The following is a 17,893-nucleotide window of genomic DNA, read 5'->3' as shown; positions in this document are numbered from 1 at the left end:
CGATGACGGTCCCCGACACCGGGATCCGGGTCGAGCCCGGCTCCTTCCGCGACCCGGCCAACCGGGTCTTCCACGCCGGCGACGAGGTGCTGCGCGGGCTCGGCCCCGACGGCGCCCGGGACTGGCGGGCGCTCTCCGGCAGCGCCTTCTTCGCCGAGCTGCTCGCCGAGGGCAAGATCTGCGGCACCGAGCCGGTCGACGCGACCCGGTTACCGGGCTGGACGGCGGTGCTGCGGCACGAGCGGATCCCGTTCGTCTCCCACCCGTACGAGTGGTCGTTCGCGATGCTGCGTGATGCGGCGCTGCTGCACCTGGAGATCCTGCGCCGGGCGCTGTCCGCCGGCTTCACCACCAAGGACGGCTCGGCCTACAACCTGCAGTGGCGCGGCGCCAGCCCGGTCTTCATCGACGTGGGCTCCTTCGCGCCGCTCGCCGAGGGCGAGCCGTGGGCCGGCTACCGGCAGTTCTGCCAGACCCTGCTCTACCCGCTGCTGCTCCAGGCCCACCTGGGCCTGGACTTCCAGCCCTGGTTGCGGGCCCGCGTCGACGGTATCGAGCCGGACCAGATGCGCCGGCTGTTCCGGGGTGCCCGCCGGCTGCTGCCCGGCGTGCCGACCCACGTGCACCTGCACGGCGCGATGCAGGGCCGCAACGCCCGCGCCAGCACCACCGACGTCCGGGCCCAGCTCAAGGCCGCCGGCTACTCCCGCGACCTGGCCCTGGCGACCGTACGCGGCATCGACCGGCTGATCCGCCGCCTGGACCGGCGTGACGAGGGCAGCCACTGGGTCGACTACCAGCGCACCTGTGGCTACACGGTGCGGGACCGGGAGGAGAAGGAGCGCTTCGTCGAGGCGGCGGTGGCCGCCGCCCCGCCCGGGCTGGTGCTCGACCTCGGCGCCAACGACGGCCGGTACGCCCGGATCGCCGCCCGGCACGCCGCGCAGGTGGTCGCCGTCGAGCAGGACCCGGCCGTGGCGGACGCCCTCTACCGGGCGCTGCGCGCCGAGGGCGAACACCGGATCTTGCCGCTTTTGATGGACCTGGCCGACCCCTCGCCCGGCGGCGGCTGGCGGGGCGTGGAGCGGGCCAGCTTCGGCGACCGGGCCCGGGCCGACGTGGTGCTCGCCCTGGCCGTCGCGCACCACCTGGCCATCGGCCGCAACGTGCCGCTGCCCGAGGTGCTCGACCAGCTCGTCGCGTACGCCCGGCCCGGCGGCCGGCTGGTGGTCGAGTTCGTCCACCCCGAGGACCCGATGGCCCGCCGGCTGCTGGCCAACAAGCCGGACGGGCTCTTCCCCGACTACCGGCGTGACGAGTTCGAGCGGCTGCTGGCGGCGCGCTGCCGGATCGAGCGGCAGCGGGAACTGCCCTGCGGCACCCGCACGCTCTACCAGGCGGTGGCGGGTGGCTGACCCGGTCCTCGCGCCGCCGGCCGACCGGCGTGACCCCGGTCCGCCACCCGCGTCCACCCCGGCCACCGTCGGCCGGTGGCGTGCCGAGCTGGGCCGGCTGCTGGAGGTGGTGGCCCTGCTCGGCCTGGTGGTCACCCAGCCCCTGCTCGACGTGCTCGGGCGCAGCCCCGACTTCTTCCTGTTCCACCGCGCCACCCCGCGCGACGTGCTGCTGCTGGTGGCGCTGATCGCGGTGCTGCCCACGCTCGCCGTCGCCCTGCTCGGGCTGACCACCGGGCTGGCCGGCGGGCGGGTCCGGCGGGGCGCGCACCTCGCGGTCGTCGGGCTGCTGCTGGCCGCGCTCGCGGTGCAGGTGGGCCGGCACGGCACGCCGCTGCGGGGCGTACCGCTGCTGCTCGCGGCCGTGCTGCTCGGCGGCGCCGGGGCGGCGGCGTACGGCCGGTGGGGCGGGCTGGGGCGGCTGCTGCGGGTCGCCGCCATCGGGCCGCCGGTCTTCGTCGCGCTCTTCCTCTTCGCCTCGCCCGCCTCGGCGGTCGTGCTGCCCCGGGCCCACGGCGGTGCGGCGGGGGTGGCTGGGCCGGGGGAGCACCCGCCGGTGGTCATGATCGTCCTCGACGAGCTGCCGCTGGTCTCCCTGCTCGGCCCGGACGGCAGAATCGACGCCGCGACCTACCCGCACTTCGCCGAGCTGGCCGCCGGGTCGACCTGGTACCGCAACGCCACCGGGGTCAGCGGCTGGACGCCGTACGCGCTGCCGGCGATGCTCACCGGTCGCTACCCGGCGCAACCGCTCGCCCCGCACTACTCGCAGTACCCGGACAACCTGTTCACCGCCCTCGGCGGCCTGTACGACGTCCGCGCGCAGGAGAGCATCACCCGGCTCTGCCCGCCCAGCCGCTGCGACCAGCCGATCAACCCGGAGCAGGGGCTCGGCGTGCTGGTCCGGGAGAGCGGCAAGCTGCTGCGGCAGGTCGCCGCGCCGGTGGACAGCCGGATCGACCCGGAGGAGTCGTACCGGGAGCGGACCCGCGCCGAGGCCGGCGTGGACGCCGCCGAGCCGGTCCCGGCCGACCCGAGGTTCCGCTTCGACAGCCTGGACGACAACCAGCCGGCCCGGTTCACCAGCTTCCTGGCCGACCTGCGCCCGTCGTCCCGGCCCACGCTGCACTTCCTGCACCTGCTGATGCCCCACGCGCCCTGGACGTTCCTACCCTCCGGGGCGCGCTACGCCGCCCCCGAGGACCTGCCCAACGACGGCGCCGGCTGGGTCGAGCTGGCCCGGGCCCGGCACCTGGCCCAGCTGCGCTACACCGACCGGCTGGTCGGCGAGACCCTGCGCACGCTGCGCGCCGCCGGCCTGTGGGACAAGGCGCTGATCCTGCTCACCGCCGACCACGGGGTGAGCTTCACCCGCGACTGGCAGGGGCGGGGGCTGGACGCGATCGACCACGCGGCCGGCGAGGTGGCCTGGGTGCCGATGTTCGTCCGGACCCCCGGGCAGCGGGCCGGCCGGGTCGACGACCGCAACTGGGAGCACGTCGACCTGCTGCCCACCATCGCCGACGAGGCGCACGTCCGGATCCCCTGGCGGGTCGACGGGCGCTCCGTGCGCCAGGGGTCGCGGCAGAGCGCCGAGAAGCACTTCTACGACCGGCCGGGCCAGCCGCTGACCCTGCGCGGCGGGGTGCCGAACCGGCCGCCGGACCCGGCGCCGCACCCGCTGCTCGGCACCCTGGTCGGCGACCGGCCGACCGGCGGGACGGCCACCGTGGCGAACCGGGCGGCGTTCGACCACGTCGACCCGGCCGCCGGCGAGCTGCCGGCGCTGGTCTGGGGGACCGTGCCCCGGGAGGTGCCCGACGGCACGCTGCTCGCGGTGGCGGTCAACGGCCGCGTCGGCGCGGTCGTGCCGGTGGTGCCCCGCGACAAGGGGGGACGCCGCTTCGCCGCCCTGCTCCCCGACGACCACCTGTACCGCGCCGGCACCAACCGGCTCGACCTCTACCGGGTCGGCGCCGACGGCGACCTGCGCCGGCTCACCCTGTCGTAGAACCTTCGTCCCCGGCGTCCGTCATCGTCGGGGTCACCCGCGCTCACCAGGGTTTCCCAGCCGTCGGGCCGGGAATCGGGTGACGCATACCTCACCACCGAACCACGGCGGGCGGTACCTCGGGGACCGTGATTACGGTAAAAGCGAAGGCAATTCAACGAAGATTCGCCGGCGAAGCGAGGAACCAATGACGGAAGTCAAGCTCGATCACCCCGGTGGGCAGCTTTCGATGCCGGTGCAGGCCGCGGTCGAAGGCCCCGCGGGCATCGGGGTGGGCAAGCTGCTGAAGGAAACCGGGATGACCACCTACGATCCCGGTTTCGTCAACACCGCGTCCTGTTCGTCCGCGATCACCTACATCGACGGCGACGCCGGCATCCTGCGCTACCGCGGGTACCCGATCGAGCAGCTGGCCGAGAAGTCCTCCTTCCTGGAGGTCTCCTACCTGCTGATCTACGGTGAGCTGCCCACCCAGCAGCAGCTCACCGAGTTCAGCGACCGGATCCGGCGGCACTCGCTGCTGCACGAGGAGATGCGTCGGTTCTTCGACGGCTTCCCGCGCGACGCGCACCCGATGGCCGTGCTCTCCTCGGCCGTCAGCGCGATCTCGACCTTCTACCAGGACAGCCTGGACCCGTTCGACGCCGAGCACGTGGAGATGTCCACGATCCGGCTGATGGCGAAGGTCCCCACCATCGCCTCGTACGCCTACAAGAAGTCCATCGGCCAGCCGCTGCTGTACCCGGACAACTCGCTCGGCTACGTGGAGAACTTCCTGCGGATGACCTTCGGCGTGCCGGCGGAGCCGTACGAGGTCGACCCGGTGGTGGCCCGCGTGCTGGACATGCTCTTCGTGCTGCACGCCGACCACGAGCAGAACTGCTCGACCTCCACGGTGCGGCTGGTCGGCTCCAGCAACGCCAACCTCTTCGCCTCGGTCTCGGCCGGCGTCAACGCCCTGTTCGGCCCGCTGCACGGCGGCGCCAACCAGGCCGTGCTGGAGATGCTGGAGAAGATCAACGCCGACGGCGGTGACGTCCGCTCCTTCGTCCGCAAGGTCAAGGACAAGCAGGACGGCGTGAAGCTGATGGGCTTCGGCCACCGGGTCTACAAGAACTACGACCCGCGCGCCGCCATCGTGAAGAAGGCCGCTCAGGACGTGCTGGGCCGGATGGCCAAGCCGGACCCGATGCTGGACATCGCGATGCAGTTGGAGGAGATCGCCCTCGCCGACGACTTCTTCGTCACCCGCAAGCTCTACCCGAACGTGGACTTCTACACCGGCCTGATCTACAAGGCCATGGGCTTCCCGACCAAGATGTTCACGGTGCTCTTCGCGCTGGGCCGGCTGCCCGGCTGGATCGCCCAGTGGCGCGAGATGATCAACGACCCGGAGACCAAGATCGGCCGGCCGCGGCAGATCTACACCGGCTCCCCGGAGCGGGACTACACCGCGATCGCCGAGCGCTGAACCACCCGTACCACGAAGGCCGCCGACCCCCTGCGGGTCGGCGGCCTTCGCCGTGCGCGGGTTCCGTCGTGGCCGGGGCACGACGAGGGCCGACGGCCCGGTCCGGGTACGGCTCAGCGCAGGCCGGCGGCGACCAGCAGGTTCCCCTCCGGGGTCGGCGCGGACACCCGACCCAGCGTCATCCGCAGCTCGGCGCGCTCGGTGGTGAACGCCGCGTCCCCGGCGATCGCGGTGGCGTACGCGGTCGCGGTCCGGTGCGCGATCGCCGACCAGCCGTACTGCTCCTGGACCATGGCGCGGGCCCGGCGGGCGAGCAGTTGGGCCCGCTCGCGGTCCGACAGCAGGGCGTCGACGGCCTCGATGAGCCCGTCCGGGTCCTGCGGGGCGAAGGTCATCCCGGTGACGCCCGGCTCCACGATCTCGGCGAGCCCGCCGGTACGGGCGACCGCGAGGGGCGCGCCGGCCGCGGCGCCCTCCAGGGCCACCATGCCGAACGGCTCGTAGATGCTCGGCACCGCGAAGCAGTCCGAGGCGGCCATGACGGCCGGCAGGTCGGTGCCGCCGAGGAAGCCCGGCATGCTCACCGCGCCGCCCAGCCCGAGCCGGTGCACCTCGGCCTCCAGCGCGGCCTTGTACGGGCCGTCGCCGACGATCACCGCGCGCAGCCCGGGGTGCCGCTCGCGCAGCCGGGGCAGCCCGGCGAGCAGGTGCTGCACGCCCTTCTCGTAGACCAGCCGGCCGGCGAAGGTGATCAGCGGGCCGTCCCCGGCGAACCGGGCCCGGGCCGAGGCGACCGCGGCCACCGGCACCCGCCAGCGGTGCGGCTCGACGCCGTTGGGCACCACGTCCACCCGGCCGGTGGGCACGCCGAACAGCACGCCGACCTCGTCGCGCATGTACCCCGAGCAGACGATGACCCGGCCGGACTCGCTGGCCAGCCAGTGCTCGACGCCGTGGATGGTGCGGTTCATCTCCTCCGGCAGCCAGCCCTGGTGCCGGCCGGCCTCGGTGGCGTGGATGGTGCTGACCAGCGGGACGTCCAGGTGTTCGCGCAGGGTCATCGCGGTGTGCGCGACGAGCCAGTCGTGGGCGTGGATGACGTCGTACGAGCCGGACTCGGTGGCGCGCAGCGCGGCCCGGGTCAGGGTGTGGTTGAAGGCCATCGTCCAGGCCAGCAGGGAGCCGGTGGCCAGCGGGAAGGTCACCGGGTCCTCGGCGGCGCGGACGATCCGCACGCCGTCGGCGTACTCCTCCAGCGGCGCGCCCTCGGCGTGCCGGGTGACGACGGTGACCTCGTGCCCGGCGGCGGCCAGGGCCACCGACAGCGCGTGCACGTGCCGGCCCAGGCCACCGACCAGCACCGGCGGGTACTCCCAGGAGAGCATCAGGATGCGGCGGGTGTGCGGGGCCACCCCGGCGCCGGCGCCCTGCGTCGGGATCTGCGGGCGGTAGGTGGGGGAGGGCCGGCAGGTCCGGTCCGGTGCGGTCACGGGCTGCTCGCCGACCCGCGGGGTGGTCACATCAATCTCCGTCCATGCACGAAGGGTCGCGCCGGCAACGGTGGCGGCGGAAAGAAGGCGGTGGGGTGGCCGAGGGCCGAGCGAAGGCGCCCGCGCGGGCGCGTCCGCATCAAGCAAAGGGCATGACGAGGTCCCGCGCATCTCGAAAAGGCCTATCGTGACGGAGGACACCCAAAGGTCTGTCTCGGCATCAGGTGGGTGGATATGGGGTGCCCGCCGAACGGGTGGATTGGCCGGCGGCGACGTGGGGCATTAGCGGCGTGCGCACCCGGTGGCCCGCCTGCCCGGTGCGCTCATGATCATGGGCCGAAGGAGCGACATGCAGGTCTGGCCGGGCGAGCGTTACCCCCTCGGGGCGACCTACGACGGGATGGGCACCAACTTCGCGATCTTCTCCGAGGTCGCCGAGAAGGTCGAGCTCTGCCTCTTCGACGAGTGGGACACCGGCGCCGAGCGGCGGGTGGAGCTGCGCGAGGTGGACGCGTACGTCTGGCACGCGTACCTGCCCGGCGTGGAGCCGGGCCAGCGGTACGGCTACCGGGTGCACGGCCCGTACGACCCGGCCGACGGGGCGCGCTGCAACCCGCACAAGCTGCTGCTCGACCCGTACGCCAAGGCGGTCGACGGGGAGGTCTCCTGGGACCCGGCGGTCTACGACTACGAACTGGGCGACCCGGACCGGATGTCGACCACCGACTCGGCGCCCTTCATGCCCAAGTCGGTGGTGGTGAACCCGTACTTCGACTGGGGCAACGACCGGCCGCCGCGCACCCCGTACCACCACTCGGTGATCTACGAGGCGCACGTGCGCGGGCTGACCATGCGCCACCCCGGCATCCCGGACGAGCTGCGCGGCACGTACGCGGCGATCGCCTCGCCCGTCATGATCGACTACTTCAAGCGGCTCGGCATCACCGCCGTCGAGCTGATGCCGGTGCACGAGTTCGTGCACGACCACCGCCTGGTCGACCTCGGGCTGCGCAACTACTGGGGCTACAACACCATCGGCTTCTTCGCCCCGCACCACGGATACTCCGCGCTCGGCCGGCTCGGCCAGCAGGTCCAGGAGTTCCGGGGCATGGTCAAGGCGCTGCACGCCGCCGGCATCGAGGTCATCCTCGACGTGGTCTACAACCACACCGCCGAGGGCAACCACCTCGGCCCGACGCTGAGCTTCAAGGGCGTCGACAACGCCAGCTACTACCGGCTCTCGGAAGAGGACCGCCGGTACTTCGTGGACTACACCGGCACCGGCAACAGCCTCAACGTGCGCAGCCCGCACTCGCTCCAGCTGATCATGGATTCGCTGCGCTACTGGGTGACCGAGATGCACGTCGACGGCTTCCGCTTCGACCTCGCCGCCACCCTGGCCCGCGAGTTCTACGAGGTCGACCGCCTCTCCACCTTCTTCGAGGTGGTCCAGCAGGACCCGGTGGTCAGCCAGGTCAAGCTGATCGCCGAGCCGTGGGACGTCGGCCCCGGCGGCTACCAGGTCGGCAACTTCCCGCCGCAGTGGACCGAGTGGAACGGCAAGTACCGGGACACGGTGCGGGACTTCTGGCGCGGTGAGCCGGCCACCCTCGCCGAGTTCGCCTCCCGCATCTCCGGCTCCGCCGACCTCTACCAGGACGACGGGCGCCGGCCCTTCCACAGCATCAACTTCGTCACCTGCCACGACGGGTTCACCCTCAACGACCTGGTCTCCTACAACGACAAGCACAACGAGGCCAACGGCGAGGAGAACCGCGACGGCGAGAGCCACAACCGGTCCTGGAACTGCGGCGCCGAGGGGGAGACCGACGACCCGGCGGTGCTGGCCCTGCGTGCCCGGCAGCGGCGCAACTTCCTCGCCACCCTGGTCCTCTCCCAGGGCGTGCCGATGATCGGCCACGGCGACGAGCTGGGCCGCACCCAGCGCGGCAACAACAACGCCTACTGCCAGGACAGCGAACTCGCCTGGCTCGACTGGGAGCACGCCGACGACGAGCTGCTGGCCTTCGTGCAGCGGCTCACCGACTTCCGGGGCCGGCACCAGGTGTTCCGCCGCCGGCGGTTCTTCACCGGCCTGCCGGTCGGCGGCCGCGCCGCCGGCTCGGGCCTGCCCGACCTGGCCTGGTACACCCCGGACGGCCGGGAGATGACCGGCGAGGACTGGGGCAACGACTTCGGCCGCTCGGTGGCGCTCTTCGTCAACGGCGACGGCATCCCCGAGCGCGGCCAGTACGGCCAGCGCCACCAGGACAGCTCCTTCCTGCTCTGCTTCAACGCCCACGACGCCCCGCTGGACTTCACGCTGCCGGGGGAGGAGTTCGGGCAGCGGTGGGAACTGGTGATCAGCACCGCGGAACCGGAACCGGAGAAGACCACGATCGTCGAGGCGGGCGGCGCGATCTGCGTGCCGGACCGCTCCCTGGTGGTCCTGGAGAGGACGGTCTGACCATGCCCGACACCCCTCGACCCGACCCGACGGCGGCACCGGCGACGCGGGTGGGGTCGACCTACCGCGTCCAGGTGCGGCCCGGCTTCGACCTTGACGCCACCGCCGGCCTGGCCGGCTACCTCGCCGACCTCGGCGTCACCCACCTCTACAGCGCGCCCCTGCTGACCGCCACCCCCGGCTCCGCGCACGGCTACGACGTGGTCGACCACCGGGCGGTCAACCCGGAACTCGGCGGTGAGGCCGGCCGGCGGCGGCTGGTCCGGGCGCTGCGCGCGGCCGGGCTCGGCCTGGTCGTCGACATCGTGCCCAACCACGCCGGGGTGGCCCAGCCGGCGGCCAATCCGGCCTGGTGGGACGTGCTGCGCCGGGGCCGGTCCTCGGCGTACGCCGACTGGTTCGACATCGACTGGGACCGGGGCCGGCTGCTGCTGCCGGTGCTCGCCGACAGCCCCGACGCCCTCGACGACCTCAAGGTCGTCGACGGGGAACTGCGCTACCACGAGCACCGCTTCCCGATCGCCGACGGCACCGGCGCGGGCGGTCCGCGCGAGGTGCACGACCGGCAGCACTACGAGCTGGTCTCCTGGCGGCGTGGCGACAGCGAGCTGACGTACCGGCGGTTCTTCGCCGTCTCGGACCTGGCCGGGCTGCGGGTGGAGGACCCGACGGTCTTCGACGCCACCCACGCCGAGGTGCTGCGGTGGGCGGCGGCCGGGGAGCTGGACGGCATCCGGGTCGACCACCCGGACGGCCTGCGCGACCCCGCCGGCTACCTGGCCCGGCTGCGCGCCGCCGCTCCAGACGCGTGGCTGGTGGTGGAGAAGATCCTGGAGTACGGCGAGGAGCTGCCCGACTGGCCCGTCGACGGGACCACCGGCTACGACGCCCTCGCGGCGGTCTGCGGGCTCTTCGTCGACCCGCGCGCCGAGGGCGACTTCACCGCCCTGGACGCCCGGTTGAACGGCCGGCACACCTCCTGGCAGGACCTGACCCACGACACCAAGCTGGCCGCCGCCACCCGGCTGCTCGCCGCCGAGCTGACCCGGCTGGCCGCCCTCACCCCGGAACTGGACCCACTGGCCACCCGGGAAGCCCTCGCCGAGCTGGCCGCCTGCTTCTCGGTCTACCGCGGCTACCCGCCCGCGGGCGCCCGGCACCTGGCCGTGGCCCGCGCGGAGGCGGGCCGCCGCCGACGCGACCTGAACGCCACCCTGGACGCGGTCACCGCGCACCTGCGCGACCCGGAGCACGAGCTGGCGAAGCGGTTCCCGCAGCTGTCCGGCGCGGTGATGGCCAAGGGGGTGGAGGACACCGCCTACTACCGGTGGAGCCGGTTCGTCGCGCTCAACGAGGTCGGCGGCTCACCGGCGCACTTCGGCGTGCCGCCGGCGGAGTTCCACCGCGCCGCCGCCGCCCGGCAGGTCCGCTGGCCGGCCGGCATGACCACGCTCTCCACCCACGACACCAAGCGCGGCGAGGACGTCCGGGCCCGGCTCGCCGTCCTGTCCGAGCTGCCGGACCGCTGGGCCGAGCGGGTGCAGGACTGGATGTCCCGCGCCCCGCTGGCCGACCCGGCCTTCGCCCACCTGCTCTGGCAGACCGCCGTCGGCGCCTGGCCCGTCGAGCGCGAGCGGCTGCACGCGTACGTGGAGAAGGCCGCCCGGGAGGCGTCGGTCTCCACCAGCTGGGCCGACCCCGACCTCGCCTTCGAGCGCGAGCTGCACGCCCTGGTCGACCGGATGTACGACGACCCGGAGCTGCGCGCCGAGATCAGCGCCTGCGCCGACGAGATCACCCCGGCCGGCTGGTCCAACTCCCTCGGGCAGAAGCTGGTGCAGCTCGCCATGCCCGGCGTGCCGGACACCTACCAGGGCACCGAGCTGTGGGAGAACAGCCTGGTCGACCCGGACAACCGCCGCCCGGTCGACTTCGCCGTACGCCGGGACCTGCTGGCCCGGCTCGACGGCGGCCTGCGGCCGGCGGTCGCCGCCGACGGCGCGGCGAAGCTGCTGGTGGTTTCCCGGACCCTGCGGCTGCGCCGCGACCACCCGGAGCTGTTCACGACCTACCGGCCGGTCGTCGCGCACGGGCCGACGGGTGCGCACGCGGTCGCCTTCGACCGGGGCGGCGCGGTCGCGGTGGTCACCCGTCTTCCGTTGGGGCTGGCCCGCTCGGGCGGCTGGCGGGGGACCACCCTTTCGATTTCCGGAAACAGTGTTACGGACGTGTTCACCGGTCGGGTCTACAGTGGGTCTGAGCTGCTCCTGGATGATCTGCTGAGCACCTATCCCGTCGCCCTGCTGGCTCCCACCGACTCCGTGGAGGCTGCCGCATGACCGAGTTCACGGTGTGGGCTCCCGAGGCCGCTCGGGTCCGGCTGCGCCTGCCCGGCGTGGCCGACCACGACATGCGCGCCGGCCCCGACGGCTGGTGGCGCTTCGAGGTCCCCGACGCCGGGCCGGGCACGGACTACGCGTTCCTGCTCGACGACGACGAGCGGGCCCTGCCCGACCCCCGCTCGGCCTGGCAGCCCGACGGCGTGCACGGGCCCAGCCGGCTCTACGACCACACCGCCTTCCGCTGGACCGACCAGGACTGGACCGGCCGGCAGCTACCGGGCACCGTGCTGTACGAGCTGCACGTGGGCACCTTCACCCCCGAGGGCACCTTCGACGCGGCGATCGGCCGGCTGGACCACCTGGTCGACCTCGGCGTCGACATGATCGAGCTGCTGCCCGTCAACGCCTTCAACGGCGAGTACAACTGGGGCTACGACGGGGTCTGCTGGTACGCCCCGCACCAGCCCTACGGCGGCCCGGACGGGCTGAAACGGCTGGTCGACGCCGCCCACGCCAAGGGGCTGGGGGTGATCCTCGACGTCGTCTACAACCATTTCGGGCCCTCCGGGGCCTACGCGCCGATGTTCGCGCCGTACCTCACCGAGCAGAGCAACACCTGGGGTCGCACCGTCAACCTGGACGGCCCGCACTCCGACGGGGTGCGCCGCTACATCGTCGACAGCGTGCTGATGTGGCTGCGTGACTACCACGTCGACGGGCTGCGGCTGGACGCCGTGCACGCCATGCCCGACTCCCGCGCCAACCACTTCCTCGAGCAGGTGGCCACCGAGGTGGAGGCGCTCTCGACCCACCTGGGCCGGCCGCTGTCGCTGATCGCCGAGTCCGACCTCAACGACCCGAAGTTGATCACGCCACGCGAGGCCGGCGGCTTCGGCCTGCACGCCCAGTGGAACGACGACGCCCACCACGCCCTGCACACCCTGCTCACCGGGGAGCGGCAGGGCTACTACGGCGACTTCGGCTCGCTGGAGTGCCTGACCGACGTGCTGACCGGCGCGTTCTTCCACGCCGGCACCTGGTCCAGCTTCCGCAACCGCAGCCACGGGCGGCCGGTGGACCGGCAGCGCACCCCGGGGCACCGCTTCGTGGCGTACCTGCAGAACCACGACCAGATCGGCAACCGGGCCACCGGCGACCGGATCTCCGCCAGCCTCTCCCCGGCGCTGCTGCGGGTCGGCGCGGTGCTGCTGATGACCGCGCCGTTCACCCCGATGCTGTTCATGGGCGAGGAGTGGGCGGCCAGCACCCCCTGGCAGTTCTTCACCAGCCACCCCGAGCCGGAGCTGGCCACCGCCGTGGCCACCGGCCGCCGGCGCGAGTTCGCCGCGCACGGCTGGCCCCCGGGCGACGTGCCCGACCCGCAGGACCCGCAGACCTTCCTGCGCTCCCGGCTCGACTGGGCCGAGCTGGACAAGCCCGAGCACCGGGAGATGTACGAGTTCCACCGCCGGCTGATCGCGCTGCGCAAGAGCCGGCCCGACCTGTCCGACCCCCGGCTGGACCGGGTCGAGGTACGCCACGGCGACCGCTTCCTGCTGATGCGCCGGGGCGAGCACCTGGTGGTGGCGAACCTCGCCGGGAAGGCGCAGCGGATCAACCTGCCGGGGGTGGTGCGCACCGTGCTGCTGGCGACCGGTACCGGGGTCACGGTGATGCGGGACGGGATCGAGCTGCCGGCGGAGACGGCGGCGATCGTGGCGCTCTGAAGTCGGCGACCTCGGAGCGTACGCGGACCGCGGTGGGGACGACGACGTGTCTGGCTTTAGCTCAGGCATGACGGATCGAGGGCGACGGCCTCGCGTTCGCGGGCGGTCCCCCCCCCCCCCCCCCCGGGGGGGGGGGGGGGGGGGGGGGGGCCGGACGGCTTCCGCCGCGACCGCCGCTGACCGCCGCCTCCCGGACGCGGAGACGCACGCGGCCGACGTGACATCGCCTGTCACGTCGGCCGCGCGCTCGCCGGGCTCGGTCAGGGCCGCCGCCGGGTCAGCACCTCGATGCGCCCGGCCAGACCTCGTAGCCACCCCAGTAGAGGTTTGCCTTCTCCTCGAAACTCTGGTGATTTTTCGCGTAATCCAACACGAAGGTCCACCAATAGTCATACCCCGACCACTGAACCGAGTGGATCTGCTCGTGCCAGAGGAGGTCCGGGCCCCTGCTGTTCGCGATCGCCGCTCCGTACCTCTGCCGCAGGATCAACCGCTGCCGGACCTCGCACACCAACTCCTCCTCCAGCCGCTCCGGGCCGCCTCTCGCGTAGAAGAAGAAATCCCCCACCGTCACCGGATTGACCTGGCCGACGTACATGATCGGCGTCATACCGAAGCAGATGGTCTGGAACCAGTCCCCTTGGCATGAAGTGCTGTGGGCCAGAGCGAACAGGCCGGCCCAATCGTTGCTGCCGTTATCCTGATTCCCTCGCCGCCGGACGCCACTGTTGTACGGCACCGCCCGATAGGGGATGGCCTCCACCGTGGAACTCGACGACACCTCACCGGAAATGTTCACCGCCGAGACCTTGAACTCGTAGGCTTTCAGCTCGCGCAGGAAATCGTAAATGTTCACCGTGGTTTCGGCGATCGGGCTCCGGTACTTCGACCAACTGGTCTGCCCATCGCTGAGGTTGCGGTAATAGACCTGGAAAAATGTGTCGAGCCTCGAGTTCCCGCCGTCCCCCCAGGTGAACGTGACCCGGTTGACGCCACCCCAGGCCAACAGCCCGCCAGGTGCCTTCGGCAACGGGGGCATCGGGCGGGCGCTCACCGTGTTCGAGAACCCGCTCGAACCCGTGATGTTCGACGCCAGGACCTTCCACTCGTACGTGTGCCCGTTGATCAGCAGGCCGCCGTTGAAGGTGCAGCAGCTCACGCCAAGTGGCAACTTCTGCCAGGACTGCCCCGTCGTCACGTCCCGCTGGTAGATCCAGTAGGAGACGTTCGACGGCGTGCTGGCCGCCCACTTCAGGGTGACGCCGTTGCTCTTCGGGGTGGCGGTGAGACTTGAGGGGGCCGATGGCAGGGGCGGCATGGGACGCCCGCTGACGGTGTTCGAGAATCCGCTCGACCCCGTCATGTTGGTCGCCGCGACCTTCCACTCGTACGTGTGCCCGTTGGTCAGCAAGCCCCCGTTGAACGTGCAGCAGCCCACCCCGTACGGCAGCTTGCGCCAGGACTGCCCGGCCGTCACGTCCCGCTGGTAGATGTCGTACGAGACGTTCGGGCTCGGGCTGGCCGTCCAGGTCAGCCGGACCGTTCCGTCACCCACCGTCCGGGCCAGGTTCGAGGGGCTGCCCGGCAGTGGCGGCATCGGGCGGCCACTGACCACGTTCGAGGCGGCGCTGGAACCGTGGACGTTGGTGGCGACCACCTTCCACTCGTAGATGTGCCCGTTGGTCAGCAGCGAGCCGTTGAACGCGCAGCAGGTCGTCACCGGGTACGGCAGCTTCTGCCAGGACTGCCCGGCCGTCACGTCCCGCTGGTAGACGTCGTACGAGACGCCGGAGGTAGTGCTCGCCGTCCAGGTCAGGCGCACCGTGGCGTTGCCCACGTCCGCGCTCAGGTTGGTGGGTGGAGCGGGAAGCCCACCCAGGGCGGTGACGCGTACGGCGGCCGACGCGGCTCCTTCCCCGCCCTGGTTGGCCGCGCTCACCTTGAACTCGTATTGGTGGCCGTTGGCCAGGAGGCCGGCGCTGAACGCGCTGTCGGTCAGCGAGAACGGCAGCTTCTGAAAGGACGTCTGGCCCGCGGTCACGTCGCGCTGGTAGATCCAATAGTCGATGTTGGGACCGACCGGATCCCAGTCCAGATCCACGCTGCCGTCACCAGCCGCCCGCGCGCGCAGGTTCTGCGGGGCCGGCGGCGGCGAGTAGTTGCTGGTCGCCTGGACGATGTCGCTCGCCGGGCCGTCGGTGCCGTTGTTGGCAACGACCTTGTAGGCGTACATGTGGCCGTGCACCAGGAACGAGTCCGTCATGGTGCAGCAGGTCGTCACCGGCAGCGGAAGTTTGGTGAAGCTACCGCCGGCGGTGACGTCCCGCCGGTAGACGTCATACCAGTAGTTGCCCGTCGGCCCGGTCCACTGCAGCCGGATCGAGCCGTTGGACTGTGGCGTCGCCGTCAGGCCGGTCACCTTGGCCGGCGTCGGCGCCCGCGGGGTGACCTGGATGGCGGCGGACGCCGGGCCCTCGCCACCCTGGTTGCTCGCGGCCACCTTGAACTCGTAGGTCTCGTTGTTGGTGAGGAACTCCGGCGTCATGGTGCAGCACTCGGTGATCGGTAGGGGAAGTTCGGTGAACTCCGACTCCCCGGTCGTGACGTTGCGTTGGTAGACGTGGTAGAAGACGTTGTCGCTCGGCGCGTCCCAGACGAGGGTGGCCTTCCCATCTCCCGCGGTTGCCCGGAGGTTCGTCGGGGCAGCCGGCGGCGCCATCGTCGACGTGGCCTGAACCACGCCGCTGGCCGGCCCCTCGCCTCCCCGGTTGGTGGCGCTGACCTTCCACTCGTAGGTGTGCCCGTGGTCCAGGAAGTTGGCGGTCATCGCGGTGCCGTCGACGGGGAGGGGCAACTGCGTGAAGTCCGCCTCGCCGGCCGTCACGTCCCGCTGGTAGATCATGTACCACAGCTGAGGGGCCGGCGCCGTCCACGCGAGGGCAACGCTGCCGTCGCTGCGGGGAGTGGCGGTCAGACCGGTCGGCGCGGGCGGGAGCGCGTACCGCGCGGTCGCCGTGGCGGTCGCCGACCGGGGTGACTCGCCACCACCGTTCCTGGTGACCAGGGCGAACTCGTACAGGTGACCGTGTTCGAGGTTCTCCCGCCGGACCTGGGTGTCGGTGCCGCCGGGTCGGAGGGCGAGGTTGAACTCACTGTCACCCGCGGTGAGATCACGCTCGAGCAGGTCGTAGCCCCAGGCGTCAGGCACCTGATCCCACGAGACGGTGATGCTGCCGGCATCGTCGGCGACCGCCGTAACGGATGCCGGGGCCGGCGGCGGCGCGATCCGGGGCACCGCGGTCACCGTGGTCGACGGCGTGCCCTCGCCTGCCGTGTTGACGGCGCTGACCCGGAATTCGTAGGTGTGCCCGGAGTACAGGAAGCCGATCTTCGCGGACGTCCCGGTGGCGACCGCGCTCTCCCGGCTGAAGTGCGTTTGGCCGGCGGTCACGTCCCGCCGGTGCAACCGGTAGCCGGTGGCGCCGGCGACCGCCTGCCACGTGAGTGTGACGTCGCCCTTGTCGTCCGGGGTCGCGGTGACCGCCTGCGGAACTCCGGGGAGCGTCGCCGGGTCGGGGACCGGCCGAGGCCAGGCGAGCTCGATGAACCGGGGACGGTACAGCCGGGCGTCGCTGAGGTTGTCGGCGTTGTTGAGGCTGTTGACGTTGTACGAGAACAGCAGCTTGCCGCTGGTGGCGAGCTCGGGATGGACACGGGCGTCGTAGACGATCTTCGGAGTGCCCGGTTCGGCCTCGGGCGCGTCGAACAGGGGCGTCGGCCCGGTGAACGGACCAGTCGGTGAGTCGGCGGTGTAGGTCACGAACTGCGGGTTGAAGACCAGGTTGTTGTCCTGGGTGAGCAGGACGTACTTGTCCCCCGACCGGAAGACGCCATAGGCCGTGCCGACGCCGCTGAGCAGCCGCGCGGCCGAGGATTCCGTGGTCGACCAGGCGGTGCCCGTCCAGTACTGCCACGCGCCACCGAAGCCTCCTTCGGGTGCGCGGGCGACGTGTCCGAAGCGCATGCCGCCATCACCGGACGACGTGCCGTAGATGTAGGTGTATCCGCCGTCCTCCAGGATCGCCGAGCCCCAGCCGATCGAGTCACCGACGGGCAGGTCCACGACGGATGAGACTGTGAGTCCCGGCAGGGCGAAGGTCACCAGTGAGGTTCCCTTGAGGATGAAGTCGAGGTTGTCCTCGCTCCCACCGCGCTGCATGCGGTTGTAGAGCACCTTGAGGGCACCGCCCTCGACGATGCCGTCCGCCGCCCAGAAGTACTGGTCGGTCTGGGTCGGAATGACCAGGGCGGACGGTGCCGATGCAGAGCCACCGTGGCGGGTGGACACCAGGCTCGTGTTCTCCTGCACGACGAGGGTGTTGTTCACCATCGGCGTGCCGGCCGGACGGGTGCCGTCCGCGTTGACCGTGCCCAGGTACGTGTCCGAGAAGAGCCACGCGACCCGCCCGTCGGGTAGGGCCACGGAGGCAGTGTTGTCACCTCCCGTCCAGTGGCCGCCCTGATCGCCGTACGTCTGGAACATCGTGTTGAGCGCCGTCGCCGACATTCCACCGGCCGGTACCGCGGCCGCGGGCGTGGGGGCAAGAGCGAGGGTGAGTGCGAGAGCCACGGACAGCCCGCCGGCGAGCCGCCGCAGCGACCTGGCCGGTCTGGAAGATGCGCGCATCAAGCGACCTCTCGAAAGAGAGCAGAGGAATGGGGGGATGAACTACGGATCGATGATCACCGGTGGGGCGGGACATTATCAGCGGCGGCCTCACTCGGCTGCCCCGAAAGCCAACGGCTTTTCGTCCTCGGGCGAGCTGCGTCGGGGGCACGCCGCTTCGTGGTCGACGGCCGCGACCATGGCCTGCACGGGACGGACGTCCCCTTGTGCCTGGGGGTGCGGATTCGGCGGCGACAACGGGTCA

The 17,893-nt window shown here is 71.8% G+C and carries 8 protein-coding genes; 6 read left to right on the top strand and 2 right to left on the bottom strand.

Translation table 11 applies throughout. From position 1 onward, the window contains the following. The first annotated feature begins 2 nt into the window (after positions 1-2). The 3 genes from GA0074696_RS19510 to GA0074696_RS19500 all read left to right on the top strand — a co-directional run bounded on the left by GA0074696_RS19510 (position 3) and on the right by GA0074696_RS19500 (position 4,936). Positions 3-1,415 (top strand): class I SAM-dependent methyltransferase, encoded by a 1,413-nt coding sequence (locus tag GA0074696_RS19510; RefSeq protein WP_088962426.1) that lies wholly within the window; start codon positions 3-5, stop codon positions 1,413-1,415. After that, positions 1,408-3,465 (top strand): sulfatase-like hydrolase/transferase, encoded by a 2,058-nt coding sequence (locus tag GA0074696_RS19505; protein WP_088962425.1) that lies wholly within the window; start codon positions 1,408-1,410, stop codon positions 3,463-3,465. The genes GA0074696_RS19510 and GA0074696_RS19505 overlap by 8 nt, the downstream gene beginning before the upstream one ends. 187 nt (positions 3,466-3,652) lie before the next feature. Continuing rightward, positions 3,653-4,936, top strand: coding sequence for a citrate synthase (locus GA0074696_RS19500; RefSeq protein ID WP_088962424.1), 1,284 nt, complete (start codon positions 3,653-3,655; stop codon positions 4,934-4,936). A 113-nt stretch (positions 4,937-5,049) separates the two neighbouring features. Here GA0074696_RS19500 and GA0074696_RS19495 read toward each other — a convergent pair whose 3' ends face one another. Then, on the bottom strand, positions 5,050-6,456 hold the full coding sequence (locus GA0074696_RS19495; protein WP_088962423.1) for a glycosyltransferase family 4 protein: 1,407 nt from the start codon (positions 6,454-6,456) through the stop codon (positions 5,050-5,052). A gap of 319 nt (positions 6,457-6,775) precedes the next feature. Here GA0074696_RS19495 and glgX point away from each other — a divergent pair, with 319 nt between their 5' ends. The 3 genes from glgX to treZ are packed head-to-tail and all read left to right on the top strand — an operon-like array spanning position 6,776 to position 12,962. Further along, a complete protein-coding gene (gene glgX, locus GA0074696_RS19490; RefSeq protein ID WP_088962422.1) occupies positions 6,776-8,893 on the top strand; it encodes a glycogen debranching protein GlgX in 2,118 nt (705 codons plus the stop codon). Between the two features lie 2 nt (positions 8,894-8,895). Further along, on the top strand, positions 8,896-11,232 hold the full coding sequence (gene treY / locus GA0074696_RS19485; RefSeq protein WP_088962421.1) for a malto-oligosyltrehalose synthase: 2,337 nt from the start codon (positions 8,896-8,898) through the stop codon (positions 11,230-11,232). Beyond that, positions 11,229-12,962, top strand: coding sequence for a malto-oligosyltrehalose trehalohydrolase (treZ, locus tag GA0074696_RS19480; protein ID WP_088962420.1), 1,734 nt, complete (start codon positions 11,229-11,231; stop codon positions 12,960-12,962). Before treY ends, treZ begins: the two co-directional genes overlap by 4 nt. 277 nt (positions 12,963-13,239) lie before the next feature. On the opposite strand, the gene GA0074696_RS19475 is transcribed toward treZ, so the two are convergent. Then, positions 13,240-17,445 (bottom strand): DUF5005 domain-containing protein, encoded by a 4,206-nt coding sequence (locus GA0074696_RS19475; protein WP_172894339.1) that lies wholly within the window; start codon positions 17,443-17,445, stop codon positions 13,240-13,242. Between the last annotated feature and the right edge of the window lie 448 nt (positions 17,446-17,893).

Source organism: Micromonospora purpureochromogenes (assembly GCF_900091515.1).
In the GTDB taxonomy this organism is placed as follows: domain Bacteria; phylum Actinomycetota; class Actinomycetes; order Mycobacteriales; family Micromonosporaceae; genus Micromonospora; species Micromonospora purpureochromogenes.
Note: the sequence above shows the minus strand (reverse complement) of the source record. Positions and strands in the feature narration are given on the sequence as shown.

What these genes read in the sequence shown, in the direction of transcription:
- treZ (WP_088962420.1), top strand. Translation starts at nt 11,229, where the DNA reads ATGACCGAGTTCACGGTGTGGGCTCCCGAGGCCGCTCGGGTCCGGCTG.
- glgX (WP_088962422.1), top strand. Translation starts at nt 6,776, where the DNA reads ATGCAGGTCTGGCCGGGCGAGCGTTACCCCCTCGGGGCGACCTACGAC.
- GA0074696_RS19500 (WP_088962424.1), top strand. Translation starts at nt 3,653, where the DNA reads ATGACGGAAGTCAAGCTCGATCACCCCGGTGGGCAGCTTTCGATGCCG.
- treY (WP_088962421.1), top strand. Translation starts at nt 8,896, where the DNA reads ATGCCCGACACCCCTCGACCCGACCCGACGGCGGCACCGGCGACGCGG.
- GA0074696_RS19510 (WP_088962426.1), top strand. Translation starts at nt 3, where the DNA reads ATGACGGTCCCCGACACCGGGATCCGGGTCGAGCCCGGCTCCTTCCGC.